This is a genomic window from Actinokineospora inagensis DSM 44258, assembly GCF_000482865.1.
GTDB classification, from domain to species: Bacteria; Actinomycetota; Actinomycetes; order Mycobacteriales; family Pseudonocardiaceae; genus Actinokineospora; species Actinokineospora inagensis.
The window spans coordinates 35,565-53,389 of the sequence record NZ_AXWW01000055.1; the positions used below are offsets into that span (position 1 = coordinate 35,565).

Here is a 17,825-nt window from a genome sequence, read left to right on the forward strand (position 1 = left end):
ATCACCATGGGGGGACTTCATGCACGACAACCTCGTGCCGCTGCGCGGCGGCGGCGGGCCGACCGTCGCGTTCGCCCACCCGTCCAGCGGCTTGGCCACCGGGTTCCGCAGGCTGGTCCAACACCTGACCGGACCGGGCCCGGTGTACGCCTTCGAGAACCTGGAACCAGGTCCGGCGGACCTGTGCTCGATCGCCGCGCTCGGCACCGAGTACTGGAACCAGCTGCGGGCGTGCGCGCCGGGGCCGCTTGTGCTCGCGGGCTGGTCGTTCGGCGGGCCGGTGGCGTTGCGGATGGCCGAGGCGGCCGAGGCCGACGGCGCCGAGGTGGCACACGTGGTGTTGATCGACTCCGGCAGGCCGGACCTGCTCGCACCGCGGGCGGAGACATCGGTCCGGCGGCTCGCGGGGCTGTTCGAACTCGACCCGGACTCGATCGGCGGAAGTGACCTCGACGGCGACGACCTCGACCGCGAACAAGCTCTCGAGCTGGTGGCGCACCTGCTGCGCGCGACGCACGCCAACGACAGCATCGAGGTCGCGGACCTGCGGCCCTTCGTCGAGGTCTTCGAGTGGCACGTCGCGGCAGGCAGGCGGCCTTGGCGGGTGCCTGCCGTGCGCACCCCCGTGGTGCTGGTCCGGGCGCGCGACGAACCCGGCTGGCACGACGCCCCCACCGACCTCGGCTGGTCGGCGGTGCTCGGCGGCCCGGTGGACACCCACTGGACGCCGGGCACCCACTACGACCTCATGTCGGGGAAGAACGCGCCGCACCTCGCGGCGCTGCTGAACCGGCTGCTCGCCCGCGTGCCGGTCACCAGCAGGAAGTGGAGTGATTCGCGTGACTGACCGCGGCTACGACCCCGACCTCGACATCGCGGTGGTCGGCATGGCGGGTCGCTTCCCGGGGGCCAGTGACGTCACCGGGTTCTGGCGGGCGTGCGTGGCGGGCACCTCGAAGGTGTCCACTTGGGACGGACCGAGGCGCGGTGCCGGGCAGGTGCTCGCGGGCGGCCTGCTGTCGGATCCGGACCTGTTCGACGCCAACGCTTTCGGCGTCACCCCGGCCGAGGCGGAACTGCTCGACCCGCAGCACCGGGTGTTCCTCGAGGTGTGCTGGCTGGCGCTGGACGACGCGGCGATCCGCGACGACCTGGTGTCGGTCTACGCCGCCGCCGCACCGAGCCGGTACGCACCTGTGCCCGGCGCGCGCGACGACCTGAACGCGCGGTACCAGCAGATGATCGCCAACGCGCCGGACTACCTGGCGACCAGGGTGAGCTACCTGCTGGACCTGCGCGGTGAGGCGGTCAACGTCCAGACGGCGTGTTCGTCGTCACTGGTCGCCGTCCACCTCGCCGTGCAGAGCTTGCGCGCGGGCACCAGCGACGCGGCCCTCGCCGGTGGTGTGTCGATCGATCCCGACCAGCACCTCGGGTACGTCCACCAGGAAGGCATGATCAGCTCTCCGGACGGCGTGCTGCTGCCGTTCGACGCCGCGGCGCGGGGGGCCGTACCCGGCAACGGAGCGGCGGTCGTCGTGCTCCAACGGCTCGGTGACGCGCTGGCGGGTGGGCGGCGGGTGCACGGGGTCATCCGGGGCACGGCGGTCAACAACGACGGCCGGGACAAGTCCAGCTTCATGGCGCCCGCCCCACGCGGGCAGACCGAAGCGATCGCGTCGGCGCTGGCCGACGCGGGCGTCGACGCCGGGACCATCGGGTACCTGGAGGCGCACGGGACCGGGACGCGGTTGGGCGACCCGATCGAGTTCGCCGCGGCGTCCCGCGCCTTCCGGGCGTTCACCGACCGGGAGGCGTTCTGCGCGCTCGGGTCGCTCAAGGCCAACTTCGGTCACCTGGACCGGGCCGCGGGCATCGCGGCGCTGGTGAAGGCCGTGCACGTGGTGCGGGACGGGGTCGTGCCGCCGCTGCTCGGGTTCCGGACGCCGAACCCGCAGGTGGCGCTCGCGGGATCACCGTTCCGCATACCCGGCGTCGCGGACACCGCGTGGCCGTCGGACGGCCCGCGGCGCGCTGGCGTCAGCGCGTTCGGTGTCGGCGGGACCAACGCGCACGTCGTGGTCGAGGAGTACCGGGAGACGCGGACTCGCGTGAACGCCGTGGGACCGTTCGCGTTGCCCCTGTCGGCACACGACGCCACCGCGGTGGCCGAGCTCGCCACCGGCCTCGCGGACCGTGTTCAAGCGGCGTTCGCGGGTGTTGCGCGCACGCTGGGCGCGGGGCGCCGCGATCTTGGGACGCGGGCCGTCGTCGTGGCCCGGGACGGCGAGGAAGCGGCCCGCCAGCTGCGGGAACCCCTGTTGACCCAGAGCCCGGGATCGGGGTCGCTGGCGTTCCTGTTCGCCGGCCAGGGGGTCGCAGTCCGGTACGACCCCCGCGAACTGCTGGACCGGTACGCGGTCTTCCGGCGGGAGATCGAGGCCTTCGCGGACGCCCACCGGATGTCGGTGGACGACCTGCTCGACGGGGTGAGCGGCGGTCCGGAGAAGTACCGGGGGCTGGCGTACCAGCCGTCGCTGGTGGCCGTGCAGGTCGCTCTCGCGCGGCTCGCCGAGCACCTGGGCGCGACCCCCTCGGCGTATTGCGGGAGCAGCATCGGCGAGTACGCGGCGGCGTACCTCACGGGCGTGTTCGGCCGCGCGGAGCTGATGTCCGTGCTCGGTGCGCGGGACCGGTTGATGCGCGCCACGCCAGAGGGCCGCATGATGGCCGTGTACTGCGGCGCCGAGCAGATCACCGGGCTTTTGGCGCCCGGGATCGAGTTGGCCGGGGACAACGCCATCGACCGCGTCCTCGTCAGCGGCACCCCGGACGCGATCGAGCGGCAGGTCGAGGTGCTGGCCGCGCGGGGTGTGGAGACGCGCGTGCTGCCCGGCCGCATCGCCCCGCACGGCTCGATGATGAGCTCGGCCGCCGACGGACTGCGCGAGGTGCTGGCCTCGACGAGCCTGAACCGGTCGACGGGACTGCCCATCGTGTCGTCCCTCACTGGTGACTGGGTCACGCCGGACCAGCTCGCCGGTTCGGAACACTGGGTGCGCCACCTGTGCCGCCCGTTCCTCATGCGGCAGGCGTTCGAGGCGCTCGCGCGGTCCGGCTACCACCGGATGGTCGAGGCGTCACCGGGCGCGGCCCTGACCAAGCTCGCCGCGCGGGCCGTGGCGGCCACCGGGCAGGCGGTGACCCTGGGTGGTCTGCCGGGAGACGAGGCACTGGTCGCGTTCCTGGGCGGGCTCGGGGCGCTGTGGAGCCAAGGCACGCCGGTACGCTGGGACGAGGCCAACGGCACGGCGGGCGTCGAGTTCGCGAGCCTCGCCCCGTACCCGTTTCGCCGCCGCCGCTTCTGGAACCACGCCCTGCCGACCGTTCCCTCGCTGGAGGGCCTGCCCGCGGGCAGGACCCTGGCCCGGCCCTCGTGGCGGCCCGCTCAGCCCACCGCGGGCGGACTCCCACGGCACGTCGTGCTGCGCGGTGGCGACGGCGGCCTGGCACCGGCGCTCGAAGCCGAGCTGATCCGGCACGACGTGCGGGTAGACCGGCTGCGCCCGGACGCGCCCACGCCGGAGGCCGGGGCCGTGCTGATGGATCTGACCCTGGTGGACGGGGGACCCGACGAGCCGACTTCCTGGCTGGACGCAGGCCTGTTCGGTCCGCTCGACGCGGTCCGCCTGCTCGCCCCGTCCCGGTTCATCGCGGTGACCCGCGGCCTGTTCCCGGTACTGCCCGGTGAACAGGCCGATCCGCGGCTCGCCGCCGTCGTCGGCCTCGTGCGGTGCGCGCCGCACGAGTGGCCCCGCCTCACCACCGCGCTGGTCGACCTCCAAACGGACGACGTGAGCGCGCTGGTCACCGAGCTGGGCGCCGACGAGGACCGTGACGTCGCCTACCGCGACGGCGTGCGGTACCGCCGGTACCACGAGCCGATCCACTCGACCGCGCCCACGCGACTGCGCGATGGCGGCGTCTACCTGGTGCTCGGCGGCACCGGCAGACTCGGACCGGTGGTGGCGGCCGCGATCGCGGCCGAGGTCCGCGCCGAGGTGGTGCTCACCGGGCGGAGTCCCGATCGACCGCGCCCGGAGGCCGAACGGGCTCTGCTCGACCAGGCCCGTGGCCGAGGTCTCGCGGTCGTCGAACGCCGCCTCGACTCGAGCGACCCGGCGGCGCTGACCGCGCTGCTGGACGAGCTGACCCACCGGCACGGTCGGGTGGACGGCGTCTTCCACCTGGCCGCGCACACCGCGGTCGACCAGTTCCCGCTGCTGGCCGACGTCGATCCTCCCGGCGCGTCGGTGGTCGTCGACGCCAAGGTGCGCACCGCGGCGAACCTCGCCACCGCGCTCCGCGACCGGGACCACGACTTTGTCGTGTTGTTCTCGTCCATCTCCACGCTGATCGGGGCGCTGCGGTTCGGACCTTACGTGAGCGCGAACGCCTACCTGGACGCGCTCGCGTCTCGGATGTCGACCGGGATCCGACCGTGGCTGTCCGTCGTGTGGGACAGCTGGACGGCTTCCGGTGCCACGACCGAGGACGCCCTGGGCTCCTCCGACGGCGCCGGTCTGCTACGCCAGGTGCTGCGCTGCGACGAGCCCGTGGTGTTCGCCGTCGCGGGGGACGTCGAGCGGCGCCGGGCGGCCGTGCTGGCCGATCTCGCCGCGGTGGCCGACGCCGCACGCACCGCGGTGGCGCCGGACGGGGCGTCGCCGACGCGGAACGCCGTCCTGGACACGATCGAGCGCGTGACGGGGCACCGGATCACGGACTCGACGCGCAGGCTCGCCGGGCTGGGCATCGACTCGCTGCAGATGATGCAGATCGCGGCGCGCCTGCGGCCGGTGCTCGGGCCGGAGGTGTCCCTAGGTGCGATCCTCGCCGCGCGGTCCCTGTCCGACATCATCGGACTCGCCGACCGCGACCGCGCGGACGACGCGGTGCGCGGCGGTCCGGACGTGCCCGCGGTGGAGCCCGGCGAACTGTCCAGCGTCCAGCAGCGCCTGTGGTACCTCGCGCAGTTGGAACCCGACCTCCCGACCTACAACGTGCCGTTCGGCTGGCGGCTGCCGGGAACGGTCGACGACGCCGAACGCGCCGTGCGTGCCGTGCTCGCGAAGCACGAACTCCTGCGGTCCACCTACCGGAGCACGGCCGACGGCACGCCGCGGCGGATCGTCCTCAACGCCGACGAGGTCGAGGTCGACCGGGTCGAGCTGACCGGCGCCCCGGACGAGGCGTTCCAGACCGCGGCGCGCGCGTGCGTGGACCGGGTGTTCGACCTGGAACGGGCGGCGGGGCGGGTCCTGTTGGGGCACGTCGGCGGCGGCGGTGTCCGCGTGCTGTTCGTGTTCCACCACATCTCGATGGACGCCTGGTCGGCGCGGATCATCCGCGACGACCTCCGGCGCGCGCTGGCGGGCGCGCTGGAGCCGCCGAGTGGGGGCTACCACGAGTTCGTGCGCTGGGAGCACGAGGTCCGTTCGGCCGCGGACTATCCACGACACCTGGAGTTCTGGCGCACGGGGTTGGCAGGTGCTCGGCCGACCGAACCGCCTGCCGACGAGGGCGTGACCGCCGCGCCGGGCACGGTGGGCCTGCTGCACCGGTTGGTACCGGGTGATGTGACCGACCGGCTGCGCGAGGTGCTGCGGGCGGAGGGCGTCACGCTGTACACGGCGGGGTTGACCGGGCTGGCGCTGGCGCTGGCGCGGTGGTCCGGTGAGCGGGACGTCGTCGTCGGCACGAATCTCGCCAACCGGGCACGGGTCGAGTTCGAGGACGTCGTAGGCATGTTCGTGGACCCGGTCGTGCTGCGGCTGCGGCCGACCGAACGACCCGACGGCACGGCCGCCACGACGCTCGGCGACGCGCTCGCGGGCGTGCGGGCGAGGTTCGCCGAAGCGCTGGGCCACGCGGAGGTGCCCCACCTGGACGTGGCTCGAGCGGCGGGACGCGGCGCGCTCTTCTCGGTCATCGCGACCATGTTCGCCACCGAGGACGCGGACGGCCTGCCCGCGATCGACGTGCCGCTCCCGACGACGTCGAAGTTCCCGTTCGCGATCGAGTTACTGCCCCGCGCGGACGGCCTGCTGCTGCACGTGCTCTACGCGGCCGACCGCTACCGGAAGTCCACAGTGGAGCGTTGGGTGGCGTACGTCGAGGACTTCCTGCGCACCCTGGCCAAGGTCGGGGTGGAGGCGGCGCTCGACGCTCCAGACGCCCCGGCCGCCGCGGAGCGGTTCGCTCGCCGGTGGAACCGGGCAGGTGCGGCGGAGGACACCCCATGGGCACCTTGATCGACGCCGTCCTGTCCCACGCGGACGACCGCGCGGCGCTGGCCGACGGTGCGGGACGCCGCTGGACGTACGGTCAGCTGCGTGCCCGGGTTTCGGCCGTCGCGGCGGACCTCGCACGCGGCGGTGTGGGACCGGGCGGTCGTGTGGCCGTGGTCGGCGAACGGACCGCGGACACCGTCATCGCGCTTCTCGCCGCGCTCCATGTGGGTGCCGCCTACTGCGTCCTGGACCCGGACCTGCCGGCGGCGCGGCGCGAGGTGGTCCTCGACGCCCTCGCGCCGGACCGGGTGCTCGTCGTGGCGCGAACCCCGGACGGCGTGCCCACAGCGCCGTTCCCCGGCCGCCCCGACGACCTGGCGTACGTCATCTTCACTTCCGGTTCGACCGGCACGCCCAAAGGGGTGATGGTCGAGCACGGCAGCGTGTTGAACATGCTGCGGTCGTACGACATCCTCGCACCCCCGGGCGACCGGCTGGCCGGTTCCCTGGTCGCGCCGTGCGGGTTCGACGTGTCGGTGTGGGAGATCTTCTCGGTGCTCACCCGGGGTGGCGAACTGCACGTCCCCGGCGCCGAGGCGCTGCGCGACGGGGAGGCGCTGTGGCGGTTCGTCGTAGCGTCGAGCGTGACGAGCGCCTATGTGCCGCCCGGCCTGCTGGGGTCCGTGGTAGCCGCGGCGGAACGGGACCGGACCGGGCGCGTGGTGCTGGACCGCGTGCTCGTCGGTGTGGAGCCCATCCCGCAGGGGCTCTTGGACCGGTTCCGCAACGCGGTCCCCGGCCTGCGCGTGGTCAACGGCTACGGCCCGACCGAGGCGACCATCACCGCGACGCTGCACCTGCTCGACGCGGTCACGGAGCCCAATCGGCGCACGCCGATCGGCGGGCCGGTGCTCGGTTCGGAGGTCGAACTGCTGGACGACCGGCTGGAACCCGTCCCACCCGGGGAACTGGGCGAGATCGTCGTCTTCGGCGCCTGCCTGGCCCGCGGTTACCTCGGCGCGGCAGGCGGCGGGTTCCAGGACGTGCGGGGCAGGCGCGCCTACCGCACGGGTGACTATGCGCGGCTGCGGCCGGACGGCGCGCTCGAGTTCGCCGGGCGCCGGGACGGCCAGGTGAAGATCAACGGGTTCCGGGTGGAGATCGGCGACGTGGAGGCCGCGCTCGTCGCGGTGCCGGGCGTGCGGCGTGGCCTGGTGCTCGTCACCGGTGATCCGGGTGCGCTCCGCCTGATCGCGGCGGTCGAGGTCCTCGGCACGTCGGGTTCCACCGTCCACGAGCACCTCGCGGCGCGACTGCCCGCGTACCTCGCGCCGTCACGGGTGATCGCTGTCTCATCCTTTCCGCTGACCGCCAACGGAAAAGTCGACACGATGGCGTTGCTGGCTGCCGACCGGCGGCGGCAGGCGGACGCTTCGGGGTTCGTGCCCGCGGCGACCGACGACCAGCGCCGCGTCGCGGAGGCGTGGGCGGCGGTGCTCGGCGTCGCGGAGGTCGGGCTGGACGACGACTTCCACATGCTCGGCGGCACCTCCCTGGACGCGGTTCGGATCGCGGCGCGGCTCACCGATGACAGCTCGCTCGTGCCCGCGACCGCCGTGCTCCAAGCGCGGACGGTGCGTGGGTTCTGCGCCCTCGAACCGTTGCTCCTGCGGGTGTCCACTCCTGCGGAGCCCGGGCGCTACCCCGCGTCCCGCGCGCAGGAGGGTCTGTGGGCGTGGCGGCGGTTGCGACCTGACGACGCCTCGTCCACGGTGGTGCACGCGATCGACCTGGGCGAGGTGGATCCGGAACGAGTCCGCCGAGCGCTGACGGCCGTGGTCGCGCGGCACGAGGCGTTGCGGACCACGTTCCACGGGACCGGTGCGGGTGTCGAACAGCTCGTCGCCCCGCCGCGGCCGCTCGACCTGCCCGTGGCCCCGGTGACCGAACGGAGCGACGTGGACCGGCGGTTGCGGGACCTGCTCGGACACCGGTTCGACGTGGCGGTCCGGGCGTGGACGGCGGAACTGCTGGTGGGGCCGGACTTCACCGCGCTGGTGTTCGCCGCGGACCACCTGGTGTTCGACGGCGAGTCCGCAGCGGTCCTGGAACGGGACCTCCTGGCGGACGGGCCGGGGGCCGCCGTGGCGGGAGCGGCGTCGGTAATCACGCGGCCGACCCTGGAACGCGCGGCGGTGGCGCGCGCGTACTGGGCGCAGGTCCTCAGTGGACTAGCCGACGTCCGGCCGCTGCCGGAACCACTGGAACGGACTCCCGCCGAGGGGCGTCGGCGCCTGGCGCGGACGCTCCCGGACACCACCCGGGCACTCGTGGCGGCACTGGCTCGAGCGGAGCGCACCACGCCGTTCGTGGTGGTACTCGCGGCGTTGAAAGCGTTCCTGCGGGCGCGGTGCGACGCGGCGGACAACGTGGTGTCGATCGCGGTGTCCCAACGGCAGTCCGCCGGGTGCCCGGACGCGATCGGGCACTTCGTCAACCTCGTACCGGTGCGGGACGTCGAGCCAGACGACGGGCTGTCGTTCGTGCGGTACCTGGCAGGCGTGGTGGATCTGACGCGGGAGTCCCTCGCGCACGGCGACCTCCCGTTCGAGGACATCGTCGCGATGCTGCCGCGCCCGGCGGGCGACGGCGTCGCGCCCGCCCGCGTCGTGCTGGCCCAGGAGGCCGCGCGCGGACCGCGGTCCTGGCCGCGGATCCCGCTCAACTCGCTCCACGACCTGGCCGTGTTCCTCGCCGATAATGGCGTGCTGACCTGGGTCTGGGACACCGCGAGAACACTGCCCGGGACGGCGGAGTGGACCGCCGAGGCGTTCGAAGCGTTCCTCGCCGCGGTCGTGGCGCGACCCGACCGACCACTGGCGGACGCACCCGTGCTCGCCGCGGCCGAAGCGGCGTTGATCTCGACCACGGCGGACGGGCGGGAGGTCGACCACAGCACCGTCGTCGACCTCGTGGCGCACCAGGTCCGAACCCGCCCCGACGCGGTGGCCGTGCAGGACGGCGACCGCCTGGTCAGCTATGCCGAGCTCGACCGGCGAGCCGAGGAGATCCGGGCGAGGCTGCCCGCCGGACCCGTGGTCGCGATCGTGCTGGCCAAGTCGGCGGACCTGCCCGTGGCGATGCTCGCCGTGCTGCGAGCCGGGTCCGCCTATCTTCCCCTCGCTCCCGAACACGCGCCGACGCGTCTGGCCGACCTGATCCGGCGGTCCGGTGCGACGGCGTGCGTCACCTCCTCGGACTTGGCCCGCGTGCCCCACGGCACGTCGACCGTGCTCGTCGACCAGCCCGGTGACCGACCGGCACCGGAGGCACCGCGGTTGACCGCCGGGCAACTCGCCTACGTCATGCCGACCTCAGGGTCCACCGGCGAACCCAAGCTGGTCGGCGTACCGCACCGCGCGGTGGCTCGCCTCGTGCACCGCAGCAGCACCTTCCCGCTGGACCACGACGACCGCACCATGCTGGTGTCCAACTCGTCGTTCGACGCGGCGACGTTCGAGATCTGGGGCGCCCTCGCGAACGGCGGTCGCGTTGTCGTGCCCACGGTGGAAGAACTGCGCGAACCCACTCTGCTGTGCCGCGCGATCGAGCGGCACGGGATCACCGCGGGCTTCTTCACCGTCACCCTGTTCCAGCGGCTCGTGGCGGCCGAGCCGTCCCGGCTGGCGGGGATGCGGCACCTCCTGGTCGGCGGTGAGGCCGTGCCACCGGCGCTCATCGCCGAGGCAGCCAGGCACATCCCGCGGACCTCCCTGCTGAACGGCTACGGCCCAACGGAGAACACGACGTTCTCCTGCTGCCACCGGCAGACCGAGAACGCGCCCGCGCTGCGGTCCGTCCCGATCGGCGCACCCATCACCGGGTCCGGCGCCGTCATCGTGGACGCCCGCCGCCGGCCATTGCCGATAGGTGTCGCCGGTGAGATTCTCGTGACCGGCGCGGGACTCGCGGTCGGCTACCTGAACGACGCCGAACTCACCCGGGGGCGATTCGTTCGCTTCCGCGACCGAGCCGCCTATCGGACCGGGGATCTGGGCAGGCTCCTGCCCGACGGCACGCTGGAATACCTCGGCCGTATGGACCGCCAGGTCAAGGTCCGGGGGTTCCGGGTCGAACCTGGCGAGGTCGAGGCCGCGTTGGAACGGCACCCGGCCGTGCGCCGCGCCACCGCCTACGGCAAGGACGTCGCGGGCGCGAACACACTGCACGCCGCGGTGGAAGCCGGGGGCGTGAGCGGCCGGGAACTCCGTTCGTGGCTGGCGAGCCTGCTGCCGGACTACGCGGTCCCCAGCCAGATCGCCGTAGTCGAGGCGTTCCCCATGACAGCCAACGGCAAGCTGGACAGAGCCGCGCTGCTCCCCGAACCGAGCGCCGAGCCCCCGGGGGAACGCCCGGAGCTGGAACACAAGGTGGGCCGGATCTGGTCGGAGCTGCTCGGCCTGCCCGCCATCGGACTCGACGACGACGTGTTCGCGTGCGGCGCCGACTCCATGACGGTCCTGGCCGTCACCGAACGCATCAGGCAGGACCTGGGCCGGGCCGTACCGGCCCACGTCGTGTACACGGTCCGAACCGTGCACGGCCTGGCGAGCTACCTGCGCGATTCCGCCGCGGTCGACGATTCCGGGCTGCGCGAGGCCACCGAAAGGCGTGCCGCGGTGCGCCGAAAAGCTCGATCGCGCCGAACCGGGCCGGGTGGGTGAAATTCCCGTATCGGCGACCCGACCCCCAAACAATGCTTGTCCACACGGCCGGCCTGAGATTCTTCCCGACAACTCGGCCAACGTCGGGATAACCCTTCATGACCACGTGATCACCACCTCAGATACTCTCGGCGACCAGGTCCCGATCACACTGATGGCGGTGTGCGGAACCGGCGGTGGAAACTACATTCGAACCGCTGGGAATAATTCGCGACCATATTTCCTCCCATCCCTGAATTCGGAGGTCGATCTCGTTGATCGCACTCGTGATGCCCACGATCTATCCCCCGAATGTGCTGACCTGGTACCGCGAGATCGTGCCCGACATGCAGTTCTTCGTGATCGGTGACGAACACACCCCCGACGACGAGATCCGCGCGGTGTTGGACTCCATCGGCAACGCCAAGTACTACTCTGCCGCGGACCAGCGCGCGCTCGGCTACGAGTCCTGCGACCTGATCAGCTGGCGCCACCCCGGCCGCCGGTCGATCGGCTTCCTGGAGGCGGTGCGAGCGGGCGCGGACATCGTGGTGACCGCCGACGACGACAACGTCGCCCTGGACCGGGATTACTTCGCCCACTTCGAGCGGCTGGTCGGGTCCAACTTCGACGGGCTGCAGGCCTCGGCGTCCAACGGGTGGGTGGACGCGGCCTACTTCCTGCAGCCCTCGGTGCACCACCGCGGCTTCCCGCACCAGCTGTGGCACCCGTTCGAGCCGCCCGCCATCGGCTCGGCGACCGGTGTCCGCGTCGGCGTCGCCGCAGGCCTGTGGCTGGGCGACCCGGACATCGACGCGGTGACCCGGATCGTGGAGCAGCCGACCGCGCTGACCGCCTCGCCGGTCGCGGACGCGGGCTTCGTGCTCAACCCGTCCTGCTACAGCCCGTTCAACTCGCAGAACACCGCCTTCGCGCGGGAGCTGCTGCCCGCGATGCTCATGCTCACCCCCTACGGCCGCTTCGACGACATCTGGTGCTCGTACCTGGCCGAGCGGGTGATGCGCGAGCACGACTGGGCCGTGCACTACGGCAAGCCCTACGTCTGGCAGCAGCGCAGCCCGCACAAGCTGGTGCGCGACTTGGCGGTGGAGCTGGAGGGCATGGAGGCCACCCTGCGGTTCACCAAGGCGCTCGACGACATCGAGCTGCCCGGCAAGTCCATCGCCGACGACGCCGCCCACATCCACCGGTCGCTGGCCGACACCGAGTTCGGCCGGATGTCCGAGCTGGGCCTGGCGTGGGTGCGCGACGCCGAGCGCGCCCTGGGCTGAACCCCGGACCACCGGCCCCGACCCGCCGACCGACGACCGGCCCAGCACCCGAACAGGAGCCCCCGTTGACCGCACTGCCCACGCACCCCGAGGTCGCCGCGCTGGCCACCGGGGTGCTGGCGCGCCTCGGCGTGCCCGACCCGTTCGACCCCGGTGGCGACCTCGCCTGCCGGACCCCGGTCACCGGCGGCATCCTGGGGCGGGTGCGCGGGCACCGGCCCCAGGACGTCGACGCGCTGGTCGGCCGCGCGGACCACGCCTTCCAGCAGTGGCGCCGGGTGCCCGCCCCGGCGCGCGGCCAGGTCGTGCGGGAACTGGGGCAACTGCTGCGCGAGCACAAGCGCGATCTCGGCCTGCTCGTCAGCATCGAGGCCGGAAAGATCCTCGCCGAGGGCTTGGGCGAGGTGCAGGAGATGATCGACATCTGCGAGCTCGCCGTCGGCCAGTCCCGGCAGCTCTTCGGCCGGATCATCGCCTCGGAGCGGCCGGGGCACCGGCTGATGGAGCAGTGGCACCCGCTGGGCGTCGTCGGCGTGCTGAGCGCGTTCAACTTCCCGGTCGCGGTGTGGTCGTGGAACACCGCGATCGCGCTCGTCTGCGGGAACACCGTGGTGTGGAAGCCGTCCGAGCACGCCGTGCTCACCGCGCTCGCCTGCGACCGGCTGCTCGCGGAGGCCGCCGTGCGCGCGGGGGCACCGGACGACCTCGGCGTGCTCGCCCTCGGCGCGGCCGAGGTCGGCGCGGCCGTGGTGGACGACCCGAGGGTGGCATTGGTGTCCGCCACCGGGTCGACCGAGACCGGGCGGGCCGTGGCCGGGCGGGTAGCGAACCGGTTCGGCCGCTGCCTGCTGGAGCTGGGCGGGAACAACGCCGCGGTGGTGTGCCCGTCGGCGGACCTGGACCTGACCGTGCGCAGCATCGTGTTCGCCGCAGCGGGCACCGCGGGCCAGCGGTGCACCACCCTGCGCCGGGTCATCGCCCACGCTTCCGTCGCGGACGAACTGGCCGAACGGCTCGTGGCCGCGTACCGGAGCCTGCCCATCGGGTCCCCGCTCGACGAGGGCACCCTGGTCGGGCCGGTCATCAACGCGGTGGCACACGAACGGCACCGGGCCGCCGTCGAGCAGGCCGTCGCCGAAGGCGGGCGGCTGCTGCACGGCGGCGACCGGGTGCTCGCCGACGACGCGGCCGATGCCTGGTACGTCCAGCCCACGCTGATCGACATGCCCGAACAGACCGCGGTGGTGCGGCGGGAGACCTTCTCCCCGCTGCTCTACCTGCTCACCTACACCGACCTGGCCGACGCGATCGAGCTCAACAACGCGGTGCCCCAGGGCCTGTCATCGGCGATCTTCACCCGGGACGTGCGCGAGGCGGAGCTGTTCGTGTCGGCCACCGGCTCCGACTGCGGCATCGTCAACGTCAACACCGGCCCGTCGGGTGCGGAGATAGGCGGTGCCTTCGGCGGCGAGAAGGAGACCGGCGGCGGCCGGGAATCCGGTTCGGACGCCTGGAAGGGCTACATGCGACGCGCCACCAGCACCGTGAACTACTCATCCGACCTCCCCCTCGCCCAAGGCGTCTCGTTCGGCTGACCAACTGCCCGCGGGCGGATCCCGCTCGTGACAACCGACCGGTGGCACAAGGACCCTCACGTCGTGGGGTCCAGTCGTCGGTTTCCCAGCGGGCGCCGTAGATGAGGCCGGGGTCAGGTGGCGGAAGCGGAAGTGGACCTCGCCTGCCGTGTCCACCGGGTGTTGGTGCATGTGGTTTGTGGTGGGGTGGCCTAGCAGGGTTCAGACGTACCGGGTTTCGGTCTTGTCCGAACCGGACGCGGAGGTCGACAAGTTCGCAGGGCGTCGGCTATCCGGTCCGCGTGGACGCCGGATCGGTGGCGGTCAGCTTCTTGTCCTTGACGTTCCACGTCTGCGACGAGACCTTGCCGGTCGCGTCGGTTGTGGCCAGAAGGCCGCCGGCATCGTCGCAAGTCACCTTGGTGGAGAACCCGATCGCGGGAGTGATGCCTGCGATGTCGGTGTAGGCGATGCGGTTGGGGCGGTCGTAGCGGTAGAAATGCTGCGGCCGCGACGCGCCTGAGGAAGGCGCGGGGTTGGTGACCGAGGTGGCGACCGGTTTGGCCGCCGCGGTGTTGTCGTATCCGATCGCGGTGTGGGTGTCGGCGGTGTCGCGGACGCCCGGGTTGACGGCGACCCAGTCGGCTGCCAGTGGGTCGCGGACGCCGGTGAGGATGCCGTTGGTGTAGGTGTGGTCGGTGATCTCGCTGCCCGGGTCCTCGATCCGGAACAGCTGTCCTGCTTGTACCAGAGCCGGAGGTGGTGCCGTCCCAGTAGGCGATGCGGCACAGCATCTGCGCGGGCGGCAGCGTGTCCGCACCCGACGGTGGGGTGGCGCCGCCGTAGCAGTCCTCGCCGGGTCGGTTGTAGAAGAGCTGGTGCTGGCGTTGGACACCGTGTCCTTGATCTGGACCAGGCGGGACGGGGTGCCGTTGTAGAGGTTCCTCCTCGCGTGGCGGCGCGGGGCGCGCGCCGATGTTGCCGACGCCGTTGGGCAGCGAGGGCGACCGACGAGCGGTGGACCCGGACCGTCGCCGAGCCGAGGGACACCAGGTCGGACTCAGCGACATCGTGGTGACCCGCGCCCGGACACCACCCACGGTGAGCAACACGGACCGCACCACAAGTCGACCCGAACCCACAGCACCCCCCCCAGAAGAACCTGGAGCCGCGGTCAGCGACCGCCCACGTGATCGCCCCACGGACCACCCGAGGGCGACAGCACCCCAGGGCGGTCCCCGACCCATGTCCCTACACCCATCCGCGCCACCTACGCAGCGAAATGCTCCCAGCCCTGCAACAGGCAGCCACCACCTCGCCCTGACCAGCGCAAACACCCATTCCGAGGTGCAAGTCCCCCGCAACCAGGATCCGGTGATGATGTTGCCCATGTTTTGCGGGTCCTGCCGGGGGCACTCGCTCTAGGCGAATCGTGCCTGCGGAATGCGCGGGCCTTTCGGGGTCTCGGGCAGAACCGAGAGGCCGACCTTCTTTGCGGCGTCCCTCTGGTGGCGCAGGGGATGACAGCGCCCGAGCACAGTGATCCACCGTCGGCGGTGCGGCGGTACGCGGGCGGTCGGTAAGGTCGGTGGTGGGGATCCGGCGAGGGAGGACCGATGAAGCGGAACATCACGTGCCCGTGTGGGGAGCACATCACCGGGACCGACGAGGACGACTTGGTGGCCAAGACGCAGGAGCACCTGCGGGAGAAGCACCCGGGGCACGAGTACTCGCGGGACGAGATCCTGTTCATGGCGTACTGATCGGGCGTTCTGTCGCTCGGTGAGCTTGCGCGTGGGCGGCGGACGCGGGTTGGCCGTTGGCGGGGCTCTCCTTGGTGCGCGCGGACTTCCCGCGCGGCGGTGTGTGGACTGGGCGTAGTCGCGGTTGTCCGGGTACTACAGCGGGACCGGCGGCACCTTTAGCACGGCACGTTACTTCTTCGGCATGGCGTCGCTATTGCCGGGTTGGCTTGCGACAAGCCGCTGTTCGCGGGCGCGACCGTCATCCCCAATTGTTCGGCTACTTTCGCCGCGCTGAACTGGGAATTCTCCCGCGACACGAGCACCGCCGCCGAGGGCGAAGGGACTGCATCGTCTCGCCGTGTCGACGCGTCCTGCTCGCCAGAGCCGTCGACAGACATTGGTCGCGATCCGGTACAGCCAGGTCCGCACCCGAGGCCCGGCGCGCGTCGTGCCACTCACGCGCTTCCTCGCCCGCACCATCACGTCTTCGACCTCGTCGAACGACTCGAATCCACCCCGCCATGATGCGCTACCGGTCCTGAGCAGCGCTTATGTGGACAACTGGTATAAGTTGACCCACTATATAGGTCAAATTATATCTAATTGCGGGAAATTTAGGATCGCCGTAAGATGCTTTGTAGACCCGGGCTTCGAAACCACTTCCAGCCACTCGGCTGGTACACCGGAGGGAATACGTGGAGAAACCCTGGAAGGCCGTTGCCAAGGCGATAAGCACGCGAATGACCGAGTTGGACATCAACCTGGCGCAACTGGTGAAGAAATCCCAGGTGTCCAAGTTGGTGATCCGGGAACTGCGCGAGGGTGACGTCGTCCGCAAGCGCAGCCCGCGCACTCTGGAAGCGGTGTCGGTGGCACTCGAACTGCACCCCCAATACCTCTGGGCCATCTCCAAGGGCGAGCCCCCACTCGGCGTCGACGACCCGGTGGTCAGCATGGACGACAGCACGACCGTCTTCGAGTTGTTCATCGCCCGCGTGAACAAACTCGAGAAGCGGCTCGACACCATCGACCTCAACGGCAAACGCATGGAGAAGAGCCTGCGCTGGCTGATCGAGAACACCGACGGCCCCAACAAACCCGACCTCGACCCAGCAGGCTGACCCAGCGGCTCACACCCCCAGCACGCGCAACAGGTGCTCGGTAAGTTGCCGCACGTCGTTGGGTGTGTTCTGCAGGTTGTTCCACCGCCGCTCGTCGTCGGTGAACCGCCAGGCGCCGGAGGTCCAGGCCACGTGCGGCCGAAGTCCCTCGATCGCGTCGACCAGGTTGTCCGAGCGCACCTGGTCGGCGGGGACCTCGTCGGTGAGGCTGTCCATGACGTAGCCCAACGACTGGATCCCGACGCCGTGGGTGAGCCGGGACTGCCGCGGCGGCTTGGCCCACTCCTCGGGGAAGGTGTCGCGGACCACGGACCAGAACTCGATCAGGTGGTCCAGCATCCGCCGGACGTCAGCGGACCCGTCGGACGGGTCCCGGTACTGGTAGAGCGCGCCGTCGGTCAGGCTGTTCTCCACCATCTTCAGGATGCTGTTGTCCTTGATGTAGCCGTCCGGCGCGGTCGGCGTCGCGATGATCCGGAAGAACGGGCTGCGCTTCTCCCCGTTCAACCGGGTCATCACCTGCGCGGGCAACTTCCGCTTCACGTACGCGGGCGGCAGGTGACCGGTCGTGTCCGGCAACAGCTCGTGGATCAGACCCTTCGGCAGGGCTTTCGTCGAGTTGACCAGGATGAACTGTGATCGCTGCTCGTCCTCGGTGTCCGCGATGAACCCCACCACCGCCACCGGGAACTTCCGGATGTTCGCGTCCCGGATCGCCGCACTCCGCTGCTGCCCGTCCACCAACCACGCCGGCTTGCGCTCCTCCGCCTGACCCTCGTCGACCGGGATCACCAACTCACCCATCACCGAGTAGTCCACCGACTCGCCCTGCATCACCGCGGGCACGAACTCCACCCGCTTGTCGAACGCCACCACGATCGCGTTCGGCAACATCGCCCCATCCGACTCCAGATACCGGCGAATCGCCCGAATGTGACTAAGCACCTCCGGCCGCTGATACCCCTGCAACTCCTCACCCTCATCACGCCGCACCCGCGACACCGCCGCGAACCCCGGCAACTTCTTCCCATCCACGGCGAAGCAGTAAATCCGCCGCCGCCCCTGCCGAACCTCCAACGCGGGAAGGCGCAGGGTGT

Annotated in this window: 10 protein-coding genes; 7 read left to right on the forward strand and 3 right to left on the reverse strand. The window is 71.4% G+C overall.

The window, feature by feature from the left end; translation table 11 throughout:
• Positions 1 to 19: 19 nt before the first annotated feature.
• The 5 genes from H504_RS0120550 to amaB all read left to right on the forward strand — a co-directional run bounded on the left by H504_RS0120550 (position 20) and on the right by amaB (position 13,883).
• On the forward strand, positions 20 to 847 hold the full coding sequence (locus H504_RS0120550) for a thioesterase domain-containing protein (RefSeq protein ID WP_026424302.1): 828 nt from the start codon (positions 20 to 22) through the stop codon (positions 845 to 847).
• Positions 840 to 6,314 carry a type I polyketide synthase gene (locus H504_RS36150; RefSeq protein WP_035305100.1) on the forward strand — a complete coding sequence of 1,825 codons (5,475 nt, stop codon included), beginning with the start codon at positions 840 to 842 and terminating at the stop codon, positions 6,312 to 6,314. Before H504_RS0120550 ends, H504_RS36150 begins: the two co-directional genes overlap by 8 nt.
• Positions 6,302 to 11,017, forward strand: coding sequence for a non-ribosomal peptide synthetase (locus tag H504_RS0120560; RefSeq protein ID WP_026424303.1), 4,716 nt, complete (start codon positions 6,302 to 6,304; stop codon positions 11,015 to 11,017). Before H504_RS36150 ends, H504_RS0120560 begins: the two co-directional genes overlap by 13 nt.
• A 254-nt stretch (positions 11,018 to 11,271) precedes the next feature.
• Positions 11,272 to 12,288 (forward strand): hypothetical protein, encoded by a 1,017-nt coding sequence (locus tag H504_RS0120565; protein WP_026424304.1) that lies wholly within the window; start codon positions 11,272 to 11,274, stop codon positions 12,286 to 12,288.
• A gap of 65 nt (positions 12,289 to 12,353) precedes the next feature.
• Positions 12,354 to 13,883 (forward strand): L-piperidine-6-carboxylate dehydrogenase, encoded by a 1,530-nt coding sequence (gene amaB, locus H504_RS0120570; RefSeq protein ID WP_026424305.1) that lies wholly within the window; start codon positions 12,354 to 12,356, stop codon positions 13,881 to 13,883.
• Positions 13,884 to 14,151: 268 nt separating this feature from the next.
• Here the strand turns inward: amaB and H504_RS0120575 are convergent, their stop codons facing one another.
• The gene (locus tag H504_RS0120575) at positions 14,152 to 14,682 is read right to left on the reverse strand and encodes a hypothetical protein (RefSeq protein WP_026424306.1); all 531 of its coding nucleotides are present in this window, start codon (positions 14,680 to 14,682) and stop codon (positions 14,152 to 14,154) included.
• Positions 14,683 to 15,478: 796 nt separating this feature from the next.
• On the opposite strand from H504_RS0120575, the gene H504_RS40340 reads away from it, so the two are divergent.
• Positions 15,479 to 15,625 (forward strand): DUF1059 domain-containing protein, encoded by a 147-nt coding sequence (locus H504_RS40340; RefSeq protein WP_084467948.1) that lies wholly within the window; start codon positions 15,479 to 15,481, stop codon positions 15,623 to 15,625.
• 171 nt (positions 15,626 to 15,796) lie between these two features.
• Here H504_RS40340 and H504_RS44175 read toward each other — a convergent pair whose 3' ends face one another.
• Positions 15,797 to 16,153 carry a sigma factor gene (locus tag H504_RS44175; protein ID WP_483756970.1) on the reverse strand — a complete coding sequence of 119 codons (357 nt, stop codon included), beginning with the start codon at positions 16,151 to 16,153 and terminating at the stop codon, positions 15,797 to 15,799.
• Between the two features lie 194 nt (positions 16,154 to 16,347).
• Here H504_RS44175 and H504_RS36155 point away from each other — a divergent pair, with 194 nt between their 5' ends.
• A complete protein-coding gene (locus H504_RS36155; protein WP_051386078.1) occupies positions 16,348 to 16,728 on the forward strand; it encodes a hypothetical protein in 381 nt (126 codons plus the stop codon).
• A gap of 9 nt (positions 16,729 to 16,737) precedes the next feature.
• Here the strand turns inward: H504_RS36155 and dbpB are convergent.
• Positions 16,738 to 17,825 (reverse strand): DGQHR domain-containing protein DpdB (dbpB, locus tag H504_RS0120590; protein WP_035305119.1); only part of this gene is annotated, 1,088 nt, incomplete at its 5' end.